Source organism: uncultured Parvibaculum sp. (genome assembly GCF_963975745.1).
In the GTDB taxonomy this organism is placed as follows: domain Bacteria; phylum Pseudomonadota; class Alphaproteobacteria; order Parvibaculales; family Parvibaculaceae; genus Parvibaculum.
This window is the reverse complement of record NZ_CAXBIB010000002.1, coordinates 28,488-49,470: the sequence shown is the minus strand read 5'-3', so window position 1 is coordinate 49,470 and position 20,983 is coordinate 28,488. Positions and strand designations below refer to the sequence as shown.

At 62.7% G+C, this 20,983-nt stretch carries 18 protein-coding genes and 1 pseudogene; 11 read left to right on the top strand and 8 right to left on the bottom strand.

Annotation, left to right across the window (positions count from 1 at the left end; all coding sequences use genetic code 11):
• Positions 1-52: 52 nt before the first annotated feature.
• Together AAC071_RS01895 and AAC071_RS01890 are read left to right on the top strand one after the other, a co-directional pair.
• The gene (locus tag AAC071_RS01895; RefSeq protein ID WP_339829358.1) at positions 53-976 is read left to right on the top strand and encodes an MBL fold metallo-hydrolase; all 924 of its coding nucleotides are present in this window, start codon (positions 53-55) and stop codon (positions 974-976) included.
• Positions 977-1,004: 28 nt separating this feature from the next.
• Positions 1,005-2,267, top strand: a complete 1,263-nt coding sequence (locus tag AAC071_RS01890; protein WP_339829356.1) for an ectonucleotide pyrophosphatase/phosphodiesterase — start codon at positions 1,005-1,007, stop codon at positions 2,265-2,267.
• Here the strand turns inward: AAC071_RS01890 and AAC071_RS01885 are convergent, their stop codons facing one another.
• Positions 2,268-4,178, bottom strand: coding sequence for an ABC-F family ATP-binding cassette domain-containing protein (locus tag AAC071_RS01885; RefSeq protein WP_339829354.1), 1,911 nt, complete (start codon positions 4,176-4,178; stop codon positions 2,268-2,270).
• 97 nt (positions 4,179-4,275) lie between these two features.
• Here AAC071_RS01885 and ndk point away from each other — a divergent pair, with 97 nt between their 5' ends.
• Complete coding sequence (gene ndk, locus AAC071_RS01880; protein ID WP_339829352.1) at positions 4,276-4,698, top strand: nucleoside-diphosphate kinase; 423 nt, start codon at positions 4,276-4,278, stop codon at positions 4,696-4,698.
• A 50-nt stretch (positions 4,699-4,748) separates the two neighbouring features.
• Here the strand turns inward: ndk and purN are convergent, their stop codons facing one another.
• Together purN and purM are read right to left on the bottom strand one after the other, a co-directional pair.
• Positions 4,749-5,399, bottom strand: coding sequence for a phosphoribosylglycinamide formyltransferase (gene purN, locus AAC071_RS01875; RefSeq protein WP_339829350.1), 651 nt, complete (start codon positions 5,397-5,399; stop codon positions 4,749-4,751).
• The gene (gene purM / locus AAC071_RS01870; RefSeq protein WP_339829348.1) at positions 5,396-6,487 is read right to left on the bottom strand and encodes a phosphoribosylformylglycinamidine cyclo-ligase; all 1,092 of its coding nucleotides are present in this window, start codon (positions 6,485-6,487) and stop codon (positions 5,396-5,398) included. Before purM ends, purN begins: the two co-directional genes overlap by 4 nt.
• Before the next feature lie 184 nt (positions 6,488-6,671).
• Between purM and AAC071_RS01865 the strand changes: the two genes are divergently transcribed.
• The 3 genes from AAC071_RS01865 to AAC071_RS01855 are packed head-to-tail and all read left to right on the top strand — an operon-like array spanning position 6,672 to position 9,609.
• On the top strand, positions 6,672-7,820 hold the full coding sequence (locus tag AAC071_RS01865; protein ID WP_339829346.1) for a DUF2066 domain-containing protein: 1,149 nt from the start codon (positions 6,672-6,674) through the stop codon (positions 7,818-7,820).
• A gap of 31 nt (positions 7,821-7,851) precedes the next feature.
• Positions 7,852-8,928, top strand: coding sequence for an AI-2E family transporter (locus AAC071_RS01860; RefSeq protein WP_339829344.1), 1,077 nt, complete (start codon positions 7,852-7,854; stop codon positions 8,926-8,928).
• The gene (locus AAC071_RS01855) at positions 8,929-9,609 is read left to right on the top strand and encodes a DnaA/Hda family protein (protein ID WP_339829341.1); all 681 of its coding nucleotides are present in this window, start codon (positions 8,929-8,931) and stop codon (positions 9,607-9,609) included.
• Here the strand turns inward: AAC071_RS01855 and AAC071_RS01850 are convergent.
• From AAC071_RS01850 to AAC071_RS01840, 3 genes and pseudogenes are all read right to left on the bottom strand, one after another.
• Positions 9,610-10,410: pseudogene (locus AAC071_RS01850) on the bottom strand (glucose 1-dehydrogenase).
• 17 nt (positions 10,411-10,427) lie between these two features.
• Positions 10,428-11,510 carry an LLM class flavin-dependent oxidoreductase gene (locus AAC071_RS01845; RefSeq protein WP_339829339.1) on the bottom strand — a complete coding sequence of 361 codons (1,083 nt, stop codon included), beginning with the start codon at positions 11,508-11,510 and terminating at the stop codon, positions 10,428-10,430.
• A 67-nt stretch (positions 11,511-11,577) separates the two neighbouring features.
• Positions 11,578-12,000 carry a hypothetical protein gene (locus AAC071_RS01840; RefSeq protein ID WP_339829337.1) on the bottom strand — a complete coding sequence of 141 codons (423 nt, stop codon included), beginning with the start codon at positions 11,998-12,000 and terminating at the stop codon, positions 11,578-11,580.
• Between the two features lie 93 nt (positions 12,001-12,093).
• On the opposite strand from AAC071_RS01840, the gene AAC071_RS01835 reads away from it, so the two are divergent.
• The 3 genes from AAC071_RS01835 to AAC071_RS01825 all read left to right on the top strand — a co-directional run bounded on the left by AAC071_RS01835 (position 12,094) and on the right by AAC071_RS01825 (position 16,494).
• On the top strand, positions 12,094-12,684 hold the full coding sequence (locus AAC071_RS01835) for a TetR/AcrR family transcriptional regulator (RefSeq protein WP_339829335.1): 591 nt from the start codon (positions 12,094-12,096) through the stop codon (positions 12,682-12,684).
• A 123-nt stretch (positions 12,685-12,807) separates the two neighbouring features.
• Positions 12,808-14,967, top strand: a complete 2,160-nt coding sequence (locus AAC071_RS01830; RefSeq protein ID WP_339829841.1) for an RNA degradosome polyphosphate kinase — start codon at positions 12,808-12,810, stop codon at positions 14,965-14,967.
• A 30-nt stretch (positions 14,968-14,997) separates the two neighbouring features.
• Entirely contained in the window at positions 14,998-16,494 is a 1,497-nt protein-coding gene (locus AAC071_RS01825) for a Ppx/GppA family phosphatase (protein WP_339829333.1), read from the top strand.
• A 19-nt stretch (positions 16,495-16,513) separates the two neighbouring features.
• On the opposite strand, the gene rnd is transcribed toward AAC071_RS01825, so the two are convergent.
• Positions 16,514-17,671 (bottom strand): ribonuclease D, encoded by a 1,158-nt coding sequence (gene rnd, locus AAC071_RS01820; RefSeq protein WP_339829331.1) that lies wholly within the window; start codon positions 17,669-17,671, stop codon positions 16,514-16,516.
• A 159-nt stretch (positions 17,672-17,830) separates the two neighbouring features.
• On the opposite strand from rnd, the gene aspS reads away from it, so the two are divergent.
• Together aspS and AAC071_RS01810 are read left to right on the top strand one after the other, a co-directional pair.
• Positions 17,831-19,654: an aspartate--tRNA ligase gene (gene aspS / locus AAC071_RS01815; RefSeq protein ID WP_339829328.1), complete on the top strand. Its 1,824-nt coding sequence runs from the start codon at positions 17,831-17,833 to the stop codon at positions 19,652-19,654.
• A gap of 80 nt (positions 19,655-19,734) precedes the next feature.
• Positions 19,735-20,181 carry a host attachment protein gene (locus AAC071_RS01810; protein WP_339829326.1) on the top strand — a complete coding sequence of 149 codons (447 nt, stop codon included), beginning with the start codon at positions 19,735-19,737 and terminating at the stop codon, positions 20,179-20,181.
• A 10-nt stretch (positions 20,182-20,191) separates the two neighbouring features.
• Here AAC071_RS01810 and AAC071_RS01805 read toward each other — a convergent pair whose 3' ends face one another.
• On the bottom strand, positions 20,192-20,722 hold the full coding sequence (locus AAC071_RS01805) for a fasciclin domain-containing protein (RefSeq protein ID WP_339829324.1): 531 nt from the start codon (positions 20,720-20,722) through the stop codon (positions 20,192-20,194).
• Positions 20,723-20,983: the final 261 nt, after the last annotated feature.

Genomic DNA, 20,983 nt, shown 5'->3' with positions numbered 1-20,983 from the left:
TGCAACAGATTCATGGTGCGCAGCATGCGCAGAGAGCGAGAGAGGGGACGTCATGCCGATCTGGGTACGCCGTACACTGATATCAATCGGTGTTCTTGCTGTTGTCGGGGGCGCGGCCTATTACTGGCTGGTTGTCGAGAGCCGGATGCCCTCCGATGCCGAATTTGCGTTTGACATCAATCAGGTGCGCCGCGCTATCGCCGCCGTGCCTGGCGACAAGCCGGCAACGGTCGAAGTTGAGCATGTCGGCTCATTTCAGTTTCCGGCAACCGCGATTGTCGCGGGCGACGGCTGGGCGCTGCGCGACATGCCGGTCTATTCCTTCCGTCTCGCCTATCCCGACAGGAGCATCATCGTTGATACGGCGCTGAATGAGGAACTTGGTGGTGGCAATCTCGTGACCTTTGATGCGGAGGCCTATACCCGCATGATGTCGGCGATGACGTCGGCATCACTGATCCTCATAACGCATGAACACATGGACCATATTGGTGGTCTGACCGTGCACCCGGATCTGGTGGCGTTGCTGCCCTCGACGGCCTTGACGCGCGAGCAGGTCGAACATCCGGAGCGGAGCCTGCCGGCGCGTTTCCCTGAGGGAGCGCTTGATGACTATCAGCCGCTTGAGTACGAGCAGTTCAAGGTGGTGGCGCCGGGTGTTGCCTTGATCAAGGCGCCCGGCCACACGCCCGGTAGCCAGATGGTCTATGTGCAGAAGGCGAACGGGCAGGAGTTGCTGCTCATCGGGGACGTGGCCTGGCACTACCGCAATATCGAGGTGTTGCGCGAACGGGCGCGGCTCGTGACCCGCTTTTTTCTCAATGAGGACCGTACGGCGGTATTCGGTCAATTGGCGGCATTGCATGAGTTGCATTTGGCCGAGCCGGACATTGCCATCGTGCCGGGCCATGATGGCGGTATTGTCGATGGGCTGCTGGAGGCCGGGATTCTGGCGCGGGGGTTTTCCGTCGAGTAGAACAGATCCGACCCGGTGCGGAGGTGCCATGGTTCGCCGGACAAACAGATTTTTCGCCGCGATTCTGGCGAGCCTTGCGCTGTATTGTGCGCCAGCCTCCGCAACCGATATCGACAGGACTGTCATTGTCGTGCTGTTCGACGGGTTTGCGCCGTCGATGGTCAAGGCCGCAAACACACCGAATCTCGACAGAATGCGTGTGGAGGGCACGTGGTCGCACCGGCTTGCACCTGTCTTTCCATCGGTGTCCCTGACCAATCACACGAGTTTTACCACCGGATGCTGGCCGGCCCGGCACGGCATTCTCTCGAATGTCTTCTATGACCCGACGCTGGGACGCTTCGACCACAACTACGATGCCGACTGGCGCACGGGCTGTGAAACCATGTGGGAGGCCGCGGAACGTCAGGGCGTCGTTTCGGCGGCGCTCCAGATCGCAGGTCGCGCTTCGGGAACGACGGGAAAGCTTGCGACCTATGCCAATCGCCCGAGGCAGCACATGACCGACGACCAGGTCGCCGAACGCGCAATCGAATTGTTGTCGATGCGCGGCAGCGATAGGCCGCGTTTGATCGCCCTTTATTTTACCGGGCCGGACAACGCGGCGCACCGCTATGGCACGCGCTCGGAGGAGACGCTGGCGGCCGCCAATCGAAGCGATATGCTTGTCGGAAAGCTGATGGAAGCGATCGGTGCGCTGCCGCGGGATCGCGAGGCGACACTGATTGTCGGTACCGATCACGGAATGATGGATGTCGGTCCGTTGATCAACATTGCCCGCATCATCAACAAGCATGAGATAAGGGGGCGCGTCGCGGCATCCGGCGCGAGCGCCTATATCTATCTCGACGAAGACGAAAGTGCAGCCCGCGTCGAGAAAGCGCTTGCGGCATACGGTGCGGCGTTCGATGTTTTCCGCACGGGCATGCACCCGGCCTATGCCCGGTTGGGCAACGGCCCACGCGCCGGCGACCTGATGATCGTGGCAAAGCCGCCGCACTGGATCGAGGGGCCGGAGGTCTTTCCTGACTATGCCCGCCTGCTGGGCGTTACACAGTTGTGGCCGGAAATTTTCACGCCACCCATCGGGGTCCAGCGTGCTGCACATGGATACGATCCGGAAACCGTTCCGCAGATGCACGGAATCTTCTATGCGTGGGGTGCGGGGGTCGCCAGCGGCAAGCGCCTCGGCCGCATCGATATGGTCGACATCCATCCGACCGTCATGGCGCTGCTTGGCCTGTTGCCCGGCAAGGACGCCGAAGGCAGGCCGTTGGCGATTGATCGTTAGCTAGCCGGCGGCCATTGCCTCTTCATAAGTGGCGCTCGCTTCAAGCCACAACTCTTCGGCCCGCGCCCGCGCTCTGAGCGCCTCCGCGCGCTCCTTTGCGGTTGCGGACATGGCGGCCGGATCGCCGGCGACCCTGGGGTCGGCAAGCTTCGCATCAAGTGCATCGATGATCTTCTGAATGCGTTGTATTTCCTGCTCGGCCGCCTGGGCCTTCTTCTTCAGCGGTGCCATCTGCTCGCGCTTCTGCGCGGCAAGCCGCCTTGCTTCGCGCTTGTCGTTGGAGGGACGCGGTGCGGGCGCCGACACTTCGGTGTCATCTTCGGCAACCAGTGGCTTGATACGCCGCGCCGGATCCAGCAGCCATTTGCGGTAATCGTCGAGATCGCCGTCATAGGGCGCGACCGTGCCGTCGGCGACCAGCCACAGCCGGTCGGCGCAGGTCTCGACCAGATGCCGATCATGCGAAATCAGGATGAAGGCGCCGTCATACTCGTTGATTGCCATGACGAGCGCCTCGCGGCTATCGACATCGAGATGGTTGGTGGGCTCGTCGAGAATGATCATGTGCGGTTTGTGGAAGGTCGCGATGGCAAAGAGCAGTCGTGCCTTCTCGCCGCCGGACAGCTTTTCGACCCTTGTATCCGCCTTGTCGGCACCGAAGCCGTATGAGCCCGCCCGCGCGCGCACCTGGGCGATCGTCGCGTCCGGCATCAATTCGCGGAAATGCTCGTAGGGCGTGTCGCCCATATTGAGTTCGTCGAGCTGATGCTGCGCGAAATAGGCGATGCGCAGCTTCTTCGAGGCATATTTGTGGCCGGCCGAAACGCGCAGCCGGTCGCAGAGCAGTTTGGCAAAGGTCGATTTGCCATTGCCATTGGCGCCGAGCAGCGCAATCCGGTCATCCTGGTCGATGCGAAGGTCGAGATTCTTCAGCACCGGCTTGTCGGGCTCATAACCGACGCTCGCATGCTCAAGCCGGATGATCGGTGAGGCGAGAGGCTTTTCAGGTGCCGGGAAGTGGAAGGGGAGAACACGTTCGCTCATGATGTCGGCGATGGGTTCCATTTTTGCGAGCGCCTTCATGCGGCTCTGGGCCTGCCGGGCTTTGGACGCCTTCGCCTTGAAGCGCTCGATGAAGCTCTCCATGTGCCGGCGCGCATCCTCCTGCTTCTTCTTCATCGACAGTTGCAGCATCAGCTTTTCGCGCCGCGTGCGGTCGAAGCGGTCGTAGTTGCCGCTATAGACGCTGAGCTTCTTGTGTTCGAGATGAAGAATGTTCTGCGCCACATTGTTCAGAAGATCGCGGTCATGGCTGACGATCAGGACGGTATAGGGATAGGAGCGCAGATAGTCCTCGAGCCAGATCGTGCCTTCGAGATCGAGATAGTTGGTGGGTTCGTCGAGCAGCAGCAGGTCGGGCTCTGAAAAGAGCACGGCCGCCAGCGCTACGCGCATGCGCCAGCCGCCTGAGAAGTCGGAGCAGGGCCGAGCTTGGGCCGCTTCGTCGAAGCCCAGGCCGGAAAGGATCGTGGCGGCGCGCGCCGGGGCCGCATGGGCCCCCATGTCGGCGAGCCGCGTGTGGATCTCGGCGATGCGGTGCGGATCGGTGGCGGTGTCGGCCTCGGCCAGCAACGAGGCGCGTTCGGCATCGGCCGTCAGCACCGTGTCGAGCAGGGAGGTCGGACCCGCCAGCACTTCCTGCCGGACCATGCCAATACGCCAGCTCTTCGGGAAAGAGATGCTCCCGGTCTCCGGCCCGTACTCGCCGGTGATGAGCTTCAGAAGCGTGGACTTGCCCGTGCCATTGCGGCCGACAAAGCCGGTCCGCTGGCCCGGCGGGATGGCCGCCGTGACATGGTCGAGGAGCAGGCGCCCCTCCATTCGGAAGGTCAGATCGTTGATATGGAGCATGATGAGCGGGCTTTTAGCACCCCCGGTTGCCCGCGTCACCAACCCCGGCTATAAACCGCGCCAAATCTTCACCCCTTCAGATACAGGATGTTGACGCATGGCCCTCGAACGGACCTTCTCGATCATCAAGCCGGACGCGACCCGGCGTAACCTCACCGGCAAGATCATCGACCGCTTCGAAAGTGCCGGCCTCCGCGTGGTGGCCTCCAAGCGCATCCACATGACCAAGGCTCAGGCCGAAGGCTTCTATGCGGTCCATAAGGAGCGCCCCTTCTTCAACGATCTGGTCAAGTTCATGACCTCGGGCCCGGTCGTCGTGCAGGTGCTCGAAGGCGAGAACGCAATTGTCAAGAACCGCGAAGTGATGGGCGCGACCAACCCTGAGAATGCCGCCCCCGGCACGATTCGCAAGGACTTTGCGGAATCGATCGAGGCGAATTCGGTCCACGGCTCGGATGCGCCGGAAACCGCCGCCGAAGAGATCAAGTATTTCTTCAAGGACGAAGAAATCGTCGGCTGATTTGATCGGTCGCAGAGTTTGGAAAGCCCCGCTGGAAACGGCGGGGCTTCTTATCTGGGCGAGGGCATAAACAGTGCCGCCGGAACATTCCCTCCATCCGCGTCGCTCAGCACCACATGCTCGCCGACCACGCGGGCGCGGCCCTCGACCACGAGCTTCAGCGCCATCGGGTAGAGCTTGTGTTCGGCTTCGAGCACGCGCGCGGCCAGCGTCTCCGGTGTGTCGTCCGGTAGCACCGGCACGGCGGCCTGCGCGATAATCGGGCCTTCGTCCATTTCCGGCCGCACAAAATGCACGGTGCAGCCGGTGATCCGGACACCGGCATCGAGCGCTCGCCGATGCACATGCAAGCCCTTGAAGGCAGGGAGCAGAGAGGGGTGGATGTTGATCTGCCTGTTGCGCCATTTCTCGACAAAGCCATCGGAGAGAATGCGCATGAAGCCCGCATTGCATATCAGCTCGACACCCGTCTCGCGCAGCGCCCGGTCGAGTTCGGCATCGAAAGTCTCTCGGCTGGCGAAATCCTTGTGGTCGATGACAAGAGTCGGAATGCCGGCCGCCGCGGCAAGTGCGAGACCCGCGGCATTCGGTCGGTTTGAAATGACGATAGCGATCCGCCCGCGAAAGCCGGGTTCGGCGCAGGCTTCGATCAATGCCTTGAGGTTGGAGCCGCGGCCCGAAATGAGGACGCCGATCTTCACGGCCTGGAGCCCAATGCGCCTTTGACGGCGACGCGCGGCGCGCCTGCGGCCGCCTCGGTGAGGCGGCCGATGCGCTGCACTGTCTCGCCGGCATCGGCAAGAACGGTAGCGACCTTCTCTGCATCTTTCCCGGCGACGACCACCACCATGCCGATGCCGCAATTGAAGGTGCGGCCCATTTCCGCATCGTCGATCCCGCCAAGCTCCATCAGCCAGCGGAAGACGGGTGGCATTTTCCACGATGCGCCGTCGATCTCGACCGAGACGCCGTCTGGCAGCACGCGCGGAATGTTCTCCACGAAGCCGCCGCCGGTGATATGCGCCATTGCCTTCACGGCGCCGGTCTCGCGGATGGCGCGAAGCATCGCCTTCACGTAAATGCGTGTCGGGGCGAGCAACGCTTCGCCAATGCTCACCCCGTCGCCATGCGGGAAGGGTGCGGAATAGGAAAGCCGTTGATCCTCCACGATCCGGCGCACCAGCGAATAGCCGTTGGAATGGAAGCCGGATGAGGAAAGGCCAAGCAGAATGTCGCCGGGCGCAACATCGCCGCGCGGCAGGATCTGGTCTCGTTCGACCGCGCCGACAGCAAAGCCCGCAAGATCATAATCGCCCTTGGCATACATGCCAGGCATCTCGGCCGTTTCGCCGCCGATCAGCGCGCAGCCGGCCTGGCGGCAGCCTTCGGCGATTCCGGCCACCACTTCGCGGGCCACATCGACATGGAGCTTGCCGGTCGCATAGTAGTCGAGGAAGAAAAGCGGTTCGGCGCCCTGCACGATGAGGTCGTTGACCGACATGGCGACAAGGTCGATGCCGACCGTGTCGTGGATATTGGCGTCAATGGCGACCTTGAGCTTGGTCCCCACACCGTCATTGGCCGCCACCAGCACCGGGTCCTTGAAGCCACAAGCCGCAAGATCGAAAAGCCCGCCGAAGCCCCCCAGCGCCGCGTCGGAGCCGGTGCGCCGGGTCGAGGCGGCCAGCGGACCGATGGCCCTGACCAACTCGTTGCCGGCGTCGATGTCCACGCCCGCCTCTGCATAGGTATAGCGGTTGGGGCGGTCCTTCGGGGGGGTGGCGGCCATCGTTGCGGTTTCCGGGACTCGAATGCGGGAAAGAGGGGCACAAATCACCCGAAATCGTCTCCGGGTGCAAGAGAAAGGCTAAAAATCCGGAAGGCCTTTCGTCGCTTGCCGGTGACGGTGATATAGTGTCCGGCAAGTCGCGCCACGCTGGCGCTGAAAATCGTGACGGATCAAGGGCCTATCGATGATTTCTGTGATCGGAGTTTTGCGCGCGCCGGGCCTCGCCCTCGCGATACTGGCGGGTCTGGCGGCGTCGGCATCGGCCAGCGACATTTTCACCGTGCAGGGCATCGCCGTTGATCGCACGGCCGACAGCGCCACCGCCGCACGTGCTGCGGCGCAGGCCGAAGGCCAGCGCCTTGCGCTGATCGAGGTGATGAAGAAGCTGACATTGGCCGAGGACTGGGGTTCCCTGCCGGACGTCGACGAGGCGACGGCCCAGAGTGCCGTGCGCGGCTTTCAGGTTGCCAACGAAAGAGGCAGCGCAACGCGCTATATCGCGGAATTGATTGTCAGCTTCCAGCCGGAAGCTGTGCGTCGTCTGTTGCGCGGCGCCAGTGTGCCCTTCGGCGAGACGCAAGCCCGGCCGGCAGTGCTGCTGCCGGTGCTGCGGCGCGACGGACACCTGGTCCTCTGGGATGATGGCAATCCCTGGCGCGATGCATGGGCCTCGCTGGATCTGGGTAATGCGATGACCCCGCTGGTTCTGCCGCTGGGCGATATCGCCGAAATCAATTCCGTGCCGGCCGATCTGGCGATTTCCGACGACGAAACGTCACAGACGGCACTGGCAGGCCTGGCGGCAAACTATGGTGCGGCCGAGGTGATGGTCGCACAGGCGACGCTGATGGGAGATCGCCTTAATGTGACGCTGGCGCATCGCGGCGGGCCGGCGCCGGCAGCAACGCTCCGACAGAGTTTCGACGCAGGCGCGGATGAGGCAACGCAAATGCGCGACGCCGCGCGCGCCATGCTGGAAGCGCTTGCTCTGCAATGGAAAAGGCAGATCATCGTCCGCGATGCATCGCTTCAGATACTCACGGCTTCAGCAAGCTACGCCAGTCTTGAAGAATGGGAGCGGATTCGCAACAGCCTGACCACCGCGCCGCTGGTACAGGGTCTGGAAGTCATGGGCATCTCTTCGGATGGTGCGGAACTGCGAATTTCCTACAAGGGAGGCGTTGACTTGCTGACGCTGACGCTGGCACAGCGCAACGTCAGCCTGTCGAATGTTGCTGCGGCTGCGGTCGACCCCATGGTGATGGAAACGAACATTGGAACGGCGCCAGGTGCCGCTATCATGCCGGCCTGGCGCCTCAGCGTCGCGCCATGATAATCTCGGGCCAAGCTTTGGACGCGTCGCAATGACCATTCAGCGCCAGTTTGTGGTCTGGGCTCTTGTGATTGGCCTCTTCGTGCTCGGATTGTGGCTGCTGAAGGGCATCCTGTTGCCCTTCGTTGCTGGTATGGCAATTGCCTATCTTCTCGATCCGCTGGCCGATCGCCTCGAACGCTACGGTCTGTCGCGCTTGCTCGCCACGGCCTTGATCACGATATTTTTTCTCGTCTTCACCGTCGTGGCGATGATCCTGTTGTTGCCGGTTGTCTACAATCAGTCGATGGCGTTGCTGGATATCATGCCGGGCGTGATTCAGCGCGGTCAGACATACCTTCTGGAACTGGGCGACGGGCGCCTGGCCGAACTCCTTGGCGCGCGCGCACCGGATGTCGAGAAGGCAATTTCGGACAGCGTCGGCAATTCGGTGAAGTGGCTCGTCGATCTTCTTCCATCCCTTGGTTCGCAAGGTCTGCAGTTCGTCGGTCTGATTTCGCTGATTGTCGTGACGCCGGTCGTCGCCTTTTACCTGCTGCTTGACTGGGACCGCATGGTCGAGCGCATTGACGGCTTGCTGCCGCGAGACCATGCCGAGACGATCCGCCAGCTCGCCCGGGACATCAATGCGGTGCTCGCGGGCTTCGTGCGCGGGCAGGTGATCGTCTGCCTCGTGCTCGGCGTCATCTATGCAGTCGGATTGTCGCTCGTGGGGCTGCGCTTTGGCCTTGCGGTCGGGATTATCGCCGGCATTATCAGCTTCATTCCCTACCTTGGTACCATCGTTGGCTTTGTGGTTGGCGTGGCACTGGCGCTGTTTCAGTTCTGGCCGGACTATGTGTCGATCGGCCTGGTCGTCGCGGTGTTTGCGGTTGGCCAGTTCATCGAAGGGAATTTCCTCTCACCGAAACTCGTGGGCAACCGGGTCGGTCTCCATCCCGTATGGGTCATGTTTGCCATCTTTGCCTTCGCAGCCCTGTTCGGCTTCGCCGGCGCGTTGCTGGCCTTGCCCATTGCCGCCGCACTGGGTGTGCTGACACGCTTCGGCATTGCACGTTACAGGGCAAGCCAGCTCTATCTGGGATCCGGCACCGGGCCGGAAAGCTGAATGGCGCGGCAACTGGTTTTCGAACTCGGCCACCGTCCTGCCTTCGGCCGCGAGGATTTTCTGGTCGCGCGCTCCAATGTGGCCGCAGTGGCGCTGATCGATTCATGGCCGGCATGGAGTGGCTCTGCGGTGCTGCTCTCGGGTCCACCCGGCAGTGGCAAAACCCATCTGGCCGAAGTCTGGCGCAAAAAAGCGCAGGCGCAGCGGATGGAGGCGCCGGCACTTGAAACGGCCGAGATTCCGGCGTTGATCGCCGGTGGCGCTCTGATCGTCGAGAATCTCGGTGAGATGTCTGACGCCACCGAACGCGCGCTTTTCCATCTACTCAATCTGACCGCGCAGGACGGCGCCTTCCTGTTGCTGACGTCCCGCGAGGCGCCGGGTCATCTTGCGGTCCGTCTGCCCGATCTCGCCTCGCGGCTGAGAGCATTGCCGCATGCGGCGCTGGGGCCGCCCGACGACGCGCTTCTCTCCGGCATTCTCGTCAAGCTGTTCGACGACCGCCAGTTGCGCGTGCCCGAAATGCTGATCACCTACATCGCGGCGCGCATTGAACGCTCGGTTGCCGCCGCTCGCGACGTAGTGGCAGCGATTGACCGCGCCTCGCTCTCGGGCAAGCGGCCGATCACGGTGCCGCTCGCCGCCGAAGTCCTGGCAGGGCAGGGGGAGATGGATATCTGATCAGCCTGCCGTCGCGCCGCCGTCGATGACGAGTTCGGCGCCGGTCATGTAGCGAGACTCATCCGACGCCAGGAAGAGAACTCCCATCGCAATATCCTCCGGCACGCCGGCCTTGCCGAGTGGCGCCATCGCCGCTGCCAGCAGCGCCGGATCGACGGCATTGCCCTGTGCGGCGGCGCCGAAGACGGCGCGGGTCTCGGGCGTCACCTTGGTTCAGATCGGCGTGTCGATGACGCCGGGATGCACTGAGTTGACGCGGATCGCATCGCCGAGCTGTGCCATCTCAAGCGCCACGGCCTTTGCAAACAGGCGTACCGCGCCTTTGGTCGCGCAATAGCCCGACATGCCTGGAGCTCCGGTCAGGCCCGCTCCCGACGACATGATGACGATGGAACCGCCGCCCGACGCCCGCATCGCCGGGATCGCATGTTTGGTGCCGAGAAAGACGCCGTCGAGATTGATCGCCGTCTGCCGCCGCCAGTCTTCGAGCGAGAAGGTCTCGCACAAGCCGCCGACGCCGATGCCGGCATTGTTGACGAGAACGTGGAGTCCGCCGAACGCAGCGACGGTAGTCGCCACGACCTCGGCCCAGCATGTTTCCGAGGCGACATCGTGTTCGAGGAAGCGGGCTTTGCCGCCCACATCCCCGATTTCCTTTGCGACCCGCGCGCCGCCTTCCTTGTCGATGTCGCTGACGATGACCGACGCCCCCTCGCGCGCCAGCACTTTCGCGCTAGCCTCACCGATGCCCGAGGCGCCCCCCGTAACGATGGCAACCTTGCCCTCAACCCGTCCCATGATGCGGTTCCCTTCGGCCTTTATTCGGCCGCTGCCTTGACGCGCTGCTGGACCGGCGGAAGCCTCTGCAGTTCAGGCATCACCTTGCTCGCGAAGAGCTTCATGTTGCGTTCGGCATCGTCCCAAGGCATCCCCGAATAGGAGAAGACGCCGGTGAAGTGGTCGGAATGAATCCGCGCTGAGGTCTCTGCGATTTTCCGATAGCACTGCTCGGGTGTGCCCCAGATCTGCAGATCGAGGAAGAATTTGATCGCCGCGTCCTCGCCAGCTTCGCGAATGCCCTGCTGCATCTTGGCGTAGTACTCGTAGCCCTTGAGGTTCTTCATGTGGTCGGCGCGCAGCTCGTAGTGCTTCAGTACCGAGTCATAATAGGCGCCGATATATTTGAACGCGCCTTCATAGGCGGCCTGTTCGTCCTCGTGGCAATAGACCCAGCCGAACTGCAATGTCGGTGGCGCCTCGGTGCCGGTATATTGCAGATACTTGGCGCGGTAGCTGTCAAGTTCGGGGATCAGTTCTTCCCACGGCTTTTGCGGGATCACCAGAATGCCGACGCCGAGTTTCGCCATGATCTCGACGGACTCCGGGCTGACGGCTGCGGCATAGGAACGCCCACGGAACGATTTGAACGGGCGCGGGCGGATGTCGCGGCGCGGTTGCTTGATGTGTTCGCCGTCCATCTCGCAATAGCCTTGCTCCAGCCCTTCGAGGAGCATCTGCGCATATTCGACAAAGGCGCCGCGGCTCTGGTTCATGTCGAGGCGGTAGCCCTCGAATTCGATCCGTCCGAGGCCGCGCCCGATGCCGAGGATCATGCGCCCGTTCGACATATGGTCGAGCATCGCCACTTCTTCCGCGACCCGCATCGGATCGTGCCAGGGCAGAACGATGACGGCCGAGCCAAGCTCGATGTCCTTGGTGCGGCCTGCGAAATAGGACAGGAACTGAGTGACGTTCGGGCACATCGTGTAGTCCGTGAAGTGATGCTCGACGCTCCATAGCGACTGGAAGCCGAGCGGTTCCGCCATCGCGCCGAGCGCCAGCTCCTTCGTATAGACCTCGCGGTCGTTGCGGCCGCTTCCTTCCGGGTTCTGGAAGATCAACGCTATGCCGGTTTTGATTCTGTCTCCTCCCTCTGGTTTCGCTTCCTCTATTTACTTCGTACAAGGATTATCCAGTGATGCCCGTCCCGCTGCTGAAATGCGCCTGCGCCCAGGCCGAGCGAAACAGGAAAGAGCCTATGCCGATATAAGCCGCATATTCGAGTCCCATTGCGAGCCAGCGCGTGTCGTGAACGAGGTAGGTGGTCGTCTCGATCAGGCAGACGGTTGCCATGGCAGCATATCCGCAGGCGACTGCGCTCGGTGTCGCCGGCCAGCGGAGCGTGAGACCGCCGAGAAAGAGCGCCGCCGTCAGCAGCACGGATGTCCAGTGGGCGAGGAGGACACCGTGCGGAAACAGCGGATTGGCGACATGCGGCCAGGGCACGTCGAGACAGAACCACTCGGCGAAGCCCATCAGCGCCCAGACCAGCAAGCCAGCATGAAGAAGGACAAGTGCGGCAACAAAAAGCTTCGGCAGCGTCGTGCCCATATCGGCAGCTCTTCCATTTGCGAATAATGATCATTACTGTAATAATGATCATTATTGCAGTTCGCCGCGCTGTCAACCCCGTTTGCGAGTTCCATGCTGAAAAGAACCCCCTCGAAGCCGCCCCGTCCGGATCCCGAGGAACGAATCCTCGCTGCCGCCATCGAACTCTTCGCGGCCGAGGGCTATGCGAGCGTCGCAGTGCCGGAAGTGGCCGCACGGGCCAGTGTTGGCCTCGGTACGCTCTACCAACGCTTCCCGAGCAAGGAGGCGCTGGGCAATGCCGTTTTCCGCCGCTGCAAGCGCGCCTGGGCTGCAGCGACGCTCGACATCTGGCCGGAAGGCGAACCGCCGGAAACGCAGTTCCGCGTCTATTGGGAGCGACTCTGCGCCTTCGCCGAAAAGCATCGCGACATGGCCCTCTATAACGAGCGGAATCCGATCGGCCATGCCTATGACGCCGAAAGCCTGGCCTTGCGTGAGGAACTTGACCGCCGCTCCGAGGCCGTGCTGCGGGATTGGGTGAAAACGGGCACGGTCGCCGATCTACCTCTCGAGGTGATGGCAGGGCTGATTCACGGCTCGTTTCAGCGTATTCTGGAATTGCCCGTCCCGACACGTCAGCGCCGGAAACTGATGGACGAGACAGGCCGGGCGGTATGGCGGGCCCTGGCAAAGTCCGATTAACCGGCGCCTGCAACGAATCCGTCATAGGTTTGTCATAATCTTGAGCGATAGCAACGGCTTAACCCCTCCGACTTTGAAAGCCGCACGATGACCACGCCGCCCAATGCCGAGGCCGCAATAGAGATGACCGCGTCTGCCGCCGCGCCCGCGATCGGCATGGACAATCCTGAGCGCTTCATCAATCGCGAGCTCTCCTGGCTGGCCTTCAACATGCGCGTTCTCGAAGAGGCGCAGAACACCAACCACCCGCTGCTCGAACGTCTGCGCTTCCTTTCGATCTCGGCTTCGAACCTTGACGAGTTCTTCATGGTGCGCGTCGCCGGACTGCGCGGCCAGGTCAGTGCCGGCGTGGAGACGCTGAGCCAGGACGGCTGCACGCCGGCGCAGCAGCTCGATCGCATCAACGCAATGGCCAATGAGTTGATGGGCGAGCAGCAGAAGCAATGGGACGGCCTGCGCCGCGAGATGCGCGAGGCGGGCATTGCCGTCATCGAGCCCCAGGAAGTGACCCCCGACGAGTTCTCCTGGCTCGAAACCCGCTTTCTGGAGCAGGTCTTCCCGGTCCTGACGCCGCTGGCGATCGATCCGGCCCATCCGTTCCCCTTCATTCCCAATCTCGGTTTTGCCGTGGCGATGCAATTGCGGCGCACGGCGGACGGCAAGCTGATGGACGCCATGCTGCCGGTTCCGACGCAGGTCGAGCGTTTTATACGCCTGCCCGCATGGGACGGGGATAACGCCATCCGCTTCATCAGCCTCGAAAACATGATCGGTCTGTTCCTCGATCGACTTTTCCCCGGCTATACGGTGATCGGGCAGGGCGCGTTTCGCTTGCTGCGCGATAGCGATATCGAAATCGAGGAAGAAGCCGAAGATCTGGTGCGCTTCTTCGAAAGCGCCCTGAAGCGCCGCCGCCGCGGCAGCGTCATCCGGCTGAAGATCGAGGCCCGCACGCCGGCTTCGCTGCGCGACCTCGTCGTCAGCGAACTGGGTGTGACCGAACGCGAACTGGTGACGGTCGACGGACTGCTGGGTCTCGCCCAGACGAGCCAGTTGATCGTCGACGATCGTCCCGATCTCAAATTCACGCCCTACAATGCGCGTTTCCCGGAACGGATCCGCGACCATGGCGGCGATTGTTTCGCTGCCATCCGCTCCAAGGACATCATTGTCCACCATCCCTATGAATCATTCGACGTCGTCGTGCAGTTCATCCGGCAGGCCGCTGCCGATCCGGACGTGGTCGCGATCAAGCAGACGCTCTATCGCACATCGAAGGACAGTCCGATCGTGCAGGCGCTGATCGAGGCGGCCGAAGCCGGCAAGTCGGTGACGGCGCTGGTCGAGTTGAAGGCCCGTTTTGACGAGGCGGCCAACATCGTCTGGGCGCGCAACCTGGAACGTGCCGGCGTGCAGGTTGTTTTCGGTTTCATCGAGTTGAAGACCCACGCCAAGATTTCACTGGTCGCCCGGCGCGAAGGTGGAGCGCTGCGCTCCTATGTTCATTTCGGCACCGGCAACTACCATCCGGTCACCGCGAAGATCTATACCGACTGCTCTATGTTTACCTGCGACCCGCGTCTGGCCCATGACGCTGCACAGGTCTTCAACTACATCACCGGCTATGCCGAGCCCAAGGAATTGCAGCTGCTGGCAGTGTCGCCGATCAACATGCGCGCGCGCCTGGTCGCCGACATCGAGGCCGAGATCGCCCATGCCCGGGCGGGCCGTCCCGGGGTCATCTGGGCCAAGCTCAATTCGCTGGTCGATCCCCAGATCATCGACATGCTCTACCGGGCAAGCCAGGCCGGCGTCAGGATCGAACTGGTGGTGCGCGGCATTTGCTGCCTGCGCCCCGGCGTGCCGGGCCTGTCGGAAAACATCCGAGTCAAGAGCATAATCGGCCGGTTCCTCGAGCATTCGCGCATTGTCTGTTTCGGCAACGGCTACGGACTGCCTAACGACAAGGCCAAGGTCTACATTGCATCGGCCGACTGGATGCCGCGCAATCTCGACCGCCGCGTCGAGGTGCTGGTGCCGATTCTCAATCCCACGGTTCACGATCAGGTCATGGATCAGATCATGGTTGCGAACCTCAAGGACAATCAGCAGAGTTACGCCTTGGGGCCGGACGGTCGCTATCAGCGAATCGCCATGCAGTCGGGCGAAGAGCCGTTCAACGCCCATACCTATTTCATGAATAATGCGAGCCTTTCCGGGCGTGGCACATCTCTCAAGAAGAACCTTCCACCGAAATTCGACATCAAGACCGCCGAGCGCTAACTTCCGGCGTCAAACGGCGGAGGATATGCATTGAGCCGCGGAAAGCCCGGCGGCCGGTTCGGCATTGTCGACATCGGTTCGAATTCTGTGCGGCTCGTCGTCTATGCGGGCGCCGAGCGCAATCCGGTGATCGTCTTCAACGAAAAGGTGATGGCGGGTCTCGGCCGTTCGCTGGGGTCGACCGGCAAGCTCGACCCCAAGGGCATCGAACGGGCGCTCGATGCTTTGCGGCGTTTCATGGCACTGCGCGAGCAGATCGGCGTACCGACGCTGGTCGCCGCCGCAACGGCGGCGGTGCGCGATGCCGAAGACGGACCGGATTTTCTCGTTCGCGCCGAAAAGATATGCGGTTTTCCAATCGACCTCCTTTCCGGACAGGATGAGGCGCGCCTCTCGGCCCAGGGCGTCCTCTCGGGTATTCCCGAGGCTGAGGGCCTTGTCGGCGATCTCGGTGGTGGCAGCCTCGAACTGGTGCCCGTTGCCGGCGGCAGGACCGGCCCCGGCGCCACGCTGCCCATCGGTCCTCTCCGCCTGATCGATCTTGCCCATGGCAGCCTCGCCGAGGCGGAGGCCATCGTCGACCGGGCGCTGGGGGAGCATGAATGGCTGAAGGATGTACCTGGCAAGCGCTTCTATGCCGTTGGTGGCGTCTGGCGAAATCTTGCCCGCATCCACATGTCGCATCGCGACTACCCGATCCATGTTCTCCATCAATATGTGATTCCGGGCCGCGACGCGGCCGACATTGCCCGCCTGATCGAGAAGCTGGGTCCCAAATCGCTGGCCCAGATACCTGATGTCTCGGAGCGCCGGATCGAGGCATTGCCTTTCGGCGCACTTGTTCTCGACAAGCTGATTGCCGCCACGAAGGCCAGGGAAGTGGTGATTTCGGCCTATGGTCTGCGCGAAGGCATTCTCTTCGACCGGCTCGACAGGAAGGAGCAGGCGAAGGACCCGCTGATTGCCGGCTGCCGCGATCTTGCGGGGCGCCTCGCGCGCTTTCCGCAGCATGGCAGCGAGTTCTTCAAATGGACGACCCCGCTCTTTGATGAAGCAGTACTCGGCGAAACGGCTGAGGAGATGCGCCTGCGCCGTGCGGCCTGCATCCTGGCCGATATCGGCTGGTATGTGCATCCGGACTACCGCGCCCACCACGCGATGATGCAGATTCTGCTGGCGCCCTTCTCTGGCATCGACCACGCCGGACGCCTGTTCCTCGCCCGCGTCGGCTACCACCGTCACGAGGGTCGGGGCGAGCCCCAGATGCTGGGCAATGTCACGGGGTTGATCGGCGAGCGTGAACACGAGCGTGCACTGGTGCTGGGCCTTGCGCTGCGTCTGGCCTTCACGCTGTCGGGCGCGACCATGGGCATGCTGCCGAAAACGAAGCTTGAAGCCGGCAAAACCACGCTGACGCTCGCCGTGCCCCGACGCCACGAACCGCTGATCGGCGAGATCGTCGCCAAGCGCCTGGGAACGCTGGCCAGGGCCATTGGCCGCAAGGGCGATATCCGTATCGGAAAGTGAACGCCCGCAGGACGGCGCCCTATCGCTTCCCGGTCTCGATCAGCAGGATCTTTCGGCCGTTGGCGCCAATGGCCAGCTCGCCGCGCTTGAGGCGCAGTGCGTCTTCGCCGAAGAGTTCGCGCCGCCAGCCTTTCAGGGCCGGTACATCCGGTTCGGCATGCGCCGCAATGCGTTCGAGATCGGCCACATTGGCGACGAGCTTCTGCGCCACGTCATGCTCCTCGCACTTGATCTTGAGCAGGACCTTGAGGAGTTCGACCAGAGGCCCGATGCCGGGCGGCAAGGGCTCCGGTCCCTCGACCACCGGAATATCCTCTTCCTTCATGGCAAGGCCGCGCTCGATCGCTTCCATCAGGCTCGCTGCCGAGCGGCTGTTGGAAAAGCCCTTGGGCACGGCCCGCAGCCCGTCGAGATCGGACAGCGAGCGCGGAATCTGCGTGGCGATCTCGGCCAGCGCGTCGTCCTTCATGATCCGCGAACGCGGCATGTCGCGCTCCTGCGCCTGACGCTCGCGCCATGCTGCCACTTCGACCAGAACTGCCAGGCCGCGCGTGCCCCGGAACCGTCCCTTGACGCGCTTCCAGGCGTTTTCGGGTCGCATCGCATAGGTTTCTGGGTTCTGCAGCACCGACATTTCCTCGGCCACCCAACGCGCCCGCTTGGTCTGTGTCAGGCGCTTGGCCAGAACCTCGTAGATCGTCCGGAGATAGGTGACGTCCTTGATGGCATAGTTGAGCTGCTTCTCGCTCAGCGGCCGGCGCGACCAGTCGGTGAAGCGGGACGACTTGTCGACCTCGCCGCCGGCCAGCCGCTTGACCAGCGTCTCGTAGCCGACCGAATCGCCGAAGCCGCAAACCATCGCCGCGACCTGGGTATCGAACAGCGGATCGGGAATGGTGTCGCCCTCGTGATAGAAGATCTCGATGTCCTGCCGCGCCGCGTGAAAGACCTTCACGACCTTCGGGTTGCGCATCAGCGCGTAGAAGGGGGCAAGGTCGATATCGGGCGCCAGCGGGTCGACAATGACCTCGTCTTCCGGCCCGGCAAGCTGGATCAGGCACAGGATCGGCCAGAAGGTCGAATCCCGCATGAATTCGGTATCGACCGTGACAAAGCCCGCCTTGGAGAGCCGGCTGCAAACGGCCCTCAGGGCCTCATTCGTCGTGATGATTTCCATGCGCCGCTCTATAGCCGATCCGGCGGCCGCTGTCGCGGGGCCCGTGGCATCTGGCCAACCCTTGACAAGTCCCGCCGATCCATGCGCTTTTCGCCTCCGACTGGATAACAATATGTATACTTCCCGCCGATTCGTGCAGGAATCTCAAGGCTTTACACCATGACCCGTTTTCGCAGCCACCGCTGTGGCGAGATTCGCAAATCGCATGTCGGCGAGACCGTCCGCCTTTCAGGCTGGGTCCACCGCAAGCGCGACCATGGCGGGCTGCTGTTCATCGACCTGCGCGACAATGACGGGCTGACCCAGCTGGTCTTCGACCCCGACCGCGCGGAGGCCTTCGCGCTGGCCGAAAAGGTCCGTTCCGAATTCGTCATCATGATCGAGGGTGCGGTCGTCGCCCGAACCGCCGAAACCGTCAATCCGAACCTGCCGACCGGCGAAATCGAAATCGCGGTCGCCTCGATGGAAGTGCTGTCGGAAGCCCAGGACCTGCCGCTGCCGGTCTTCGGCGAACCGGACTATCCCGAAGACATCCGTCTGACCTATCGCTTCCTCGATCTCAGGCGCGAGACGCTGCACAAGAACATTCTGCTTCGTTCGCAGATCATCGCCGATATCCGCCGCCGCATGACGGAAGCGGGCTTCAACGAATTCCAGACGCCGATCCTGACGGCATCGAGCCCGGAAGGCGCACGCGACTTTCTGGTGCCGTCGCGCATGCATCCCGGCAGGTTCTACGCGCTGCCGCAGGCACCGCAGCAGTTCAAGCAATTGATCATGGTGGCGGGTTTCGACCGCTATTTCCAGATCGCGCCCTGCTTCCGCGACGAGGACGCCCGCGCCGACCGTTCACCCGGCGAGTTCTACCAGCTCGACGTCGAGATGAGTTTCGTCGATCAGGACGAGGTCTTCTCGGCGATCGAACCGGTGCTGCACGGGCTGTTCGAAAAATTCGCGAATGGCCGCAAGGTCTCGCCGTATCCCTTCGTGCGCATTCCCTATGCCGATGCAATGCGCAAATACGGCTCCGATAAACCGGACCTGCGCAATCCGATCGAGATGCAGTCGGTCACCGATCATTTCCGCGGCTCGGGTTTCAAGGTCTTTGCCGGTCTGATCGAAAAAGACCCGAAAGTCGAGGTCTGGGCGATTCCGGCGCCGACCGGCGGCAACCGCGCCTTCTGCGACCGCATGAACGCCTGGGCGCAAGGCGAGGGCCAGCCGGGCCTTGGCTACATCTTCTTCCGTGAAGAGGGTGGGGCACTCGAAGGCGCCGGCCCCGTCGCAAAGAATATCGGCCCGGAACGCACCGAGGCGATCCGCACCCAGCTCGGCCTGAAGGCGGGCGACGCGGTTTTCTTCGTTGCAGGCCAGCCGGCGAAGTTCACGAGCTTTGCCGGCGCGGCGCGCACGCGGGTCGGTGCCGAGCTGGGTCTCACGGAAGAAGGCGTCTTCGAGTTCTGCTGGATCGTCGACTTCCCGATGTTCGAATGGAACGAGGATGAGAAGAAGATCGATTTCTCGCACAACCCGTTCTCGATGCCGAACTATCCGCTCGACAGATTCCTGGAGCTGGGCGAGGGCGATACCGACGAAATTCTCGGCATCACGGCCTTCCAGTACGACATCGTCTGCAACGGCGTCGAGCTTTCCTCCGGTGCCATCCGCAATCACAAGCCGGACGTGATGTACAAGGCCTTCGGCATCGCCGGTTACGAGAAGTCGGTGGTCGAAACGAAGTTCGGCGGCATGCTGAACGCCTTCAAGTATGGCGCGCCGCCGCATGGCGGCCTCGCGCCCGGCATCGACCGCATGGTGATGCTGCTGGCCGGCGTCGAGAATCTGCGCGAAGTGACGATGTTCCCGATGAACCAGCAGGCGCAGGACCTGCTGATGCAGGCGCCCTCCGAAGTCGAGCCGAAGCAGCTCAAGGAGCTCCATATCCGCGTGGTGCCGCCGCTGGAAAAGAAGAAGGAAGGCTGAGGAGCGCGCGCCCATCGGCCGCGGTGACGTTGCCACCGCATTGCTGTTAGGATCGGCATCCACCTGTAAAGGAGGAGGCCATGCGCCCTGCGCTGATCTGGATTCTCGTCGCCGATGGCCAGAAAGCCCGCTTTCTGGCCAGCGAAAAGCGCAATGAAGACCTTGTCGCGGCAATGCCCGACATGGCAGTTCCCAACCCCCCATCCCGCGAACAGGGAACGGAGCGGCCGGGCCGCGTCCATGAAAGTGTCGGCGCCCGCCGTTCGGCCTATGAACCGCCGACGGACCCGCATCGGCAGGGAAAGCGCGATTTTGCCCGTTCGGTCGCCGACACGCTGCTCGAAAAGACGCGTGCCGGCGCCTTCGACAAGCTGATCGTCGTCGCCCCGCCCGAAATGCTGGGCGATCTGCGAAGCTTCATGGCGCCCGAAACCAGGGATCGCCTGATCGGCGAACGGGCCAAGGATTATACCGAACTGACACCGCGCGAGATCAGGGAACAGCTGTCCAACGACTTCAACGTCTGAACGCGGCCCGCTACTGCACCGGCGGCGGCGTCGTTTCGTCGAAAACCGGGATCGGCAGGGCGTCGACCGGCACGATGTTGCCGTTCGAAGCCGAAATCGCCGCGCCCGCAACATTGGCGCCGAACTCGCCACCAAAACGGATCGGCTCGCGCGTGCCGTCGATGCGGACCTTGCTGCGTTGCAGGGTCGTCGCTTCGGTGACCTTTCCGGCCAGCGTTTCAGGCGTGTGGCGTCCTGTCACGATCTGGTAGAGCAGCAGGGCGCGGGCATTCTCCTTCACACTGGGATTTTCGCCCGACAGCATGTCGTCGACGCCGCCCGGCTGGGCCAGAAGTGCCGCGTCGGTCGGCGCGAACACCGTGATCGTGCCTTGCGTGTAGCGAAACTTGAGGTCATTGGCCTCGATCATCCGCGCGAGCAGCGAAAACTGCGGATCGGCCTTCAGCGTCTGGTAGACGTCGGCCGCCATGGCCGGCGCGGCCAGAAACACCGAACAGGCCAGGATCGACAATGCCGAAACGAAACTTCCGATCGTCTTCATGTCCGTTCCTCTCCATGGCCCGGATGATCCGGGCGAAAAAGCCTACGCTTCGCCAGACAGACTATCTAGAGCCGGATTTTGACCGGAATGCGACGGAACGGCGCGGCACCACGCACTGGCAGCCCCGCGAAGCCATGCTTCCGGGGGGTCGGCACACAACGACAGGGCGACCTTCAGGCGTGAAGGATGCGCGGGGCGCATTTCGAATTCGGCCGCACATGTTGCATGTACATGTGCATGTGACATGTGGGGGCGGCTTCG

What these genes read in the sequence shown, in the direction of transcription:
- AAC071_RS01895 (WP_339829358.1), top strand. Translation starts at nt 53, where the DNA reads ATGCCGATCTGGGTACGCCGTACACTGATATCAATCGGTGTTCTTGCT.
- AAC071_RS01890 (WP_339829356.1), top strand. Translation starts at nt 1,005, where the DNA reads ATGGTTCGCCGGACAAACAGATTTTTCGCCGCGATTCTGGCGAGCCTT.
- AAC071_RS01885 (WP_339829354.1), bottom strand. Translation starts at nt 4,178, where the DNA reads ATGCTCCATATCAACGATCTGACCTTCCGAATGGAGGGGCGCCTGCTC.
- ndk (WP_339829352.1), top strand. Translation starts at nt 4,276, where the DNA reads ATGGCCCTCGAACGGACCTTCTCGATCATCAAGCCGGACGCGACCCGG.
- purM (WP_339829348.1), bottom strand. Translation starts at nt 6,487, where the DNA reads ATGGCCGCCACCCCCCCGAAGGACCGCCCCAACCGCTATACCTATGCA.
- AAC071_RS01865 (WP_339829346.1), top strand. Translation starts at nt 6,672, where the DNA reads ATGATTTCTGTGATCGGAGTTTTGCGCGCGCCGGGCCTCGCCCTCGCG.
- AAC071_RS01860 (WP_339829344.1), top strand. Translation starts at nt 7,852, where the DNA reads ATGACCATTCAGCGCCAGTTTGTGGTCTGGGCTCTTGTGATTGGCCTC.
- AAC071_RS01855 (WP_339829341.1), top strand. Translation starts at nt 8,929, where the DNA reads ATGGCGCGGCAACTGGTTTTCGAACTCGGCCACCGTCCTGCCTTCGGC.
- AAC071_RS01840 (WP_339829337.1), bottom strand. Translation starts at nt 12,000, where the DNA reads ATGGGCACGACGCTGCCGAAGCTTTTTGTTGCCGCACTTGTCCTTCTT.
- AAC071_RS01835 (WP_339829335.1), top strand. Translation starts at nt 12,094, where the DNA reads ATGCTGAAAAGAACCCCCTCGAAGCCGCCCCGTCCGGATCCCGAGGAA.
- AAC071_RS01830 (WP_339829841.1), top strand. Translation starts at nt 12,808, where the DNA reads ATGACCGCGTCTGCCGCCGCGCCCGCGATCGGCATGGACAATCCTGAG.
- rnd (WP_339829331.1), bottom strand. Translation starts at nt 17,671, where the DNA reads ATGGAAATCATCACGACGAATGAGGCCCTGAGGGCCGTTTGCAGCCGG.
- aspS (WP_339829328.1), top strand. Translation starts at nt 17,831, where the DNA reads ATGACCCGTTTTCGCAGCCACCGCTGTGGCGAGATTCGCAAATCGCAT.
- AAC071_RS01810 (WP_339829326.1), top strand. Translation starts at nt 19,735, where the DNA reads ATGCGCCCTGCGCTGATCTGGATTCTCGTCGCCGATGGCCAGAAAGCC.
- AAC071_RS01805 (WP_339829324.1), bottom strand. Translation starts at nt 20,722, where the DNA reads ATGAAGACGATCGGAAGTTTCGTTTCGGCATTGTCGATCCTGGCCTGT.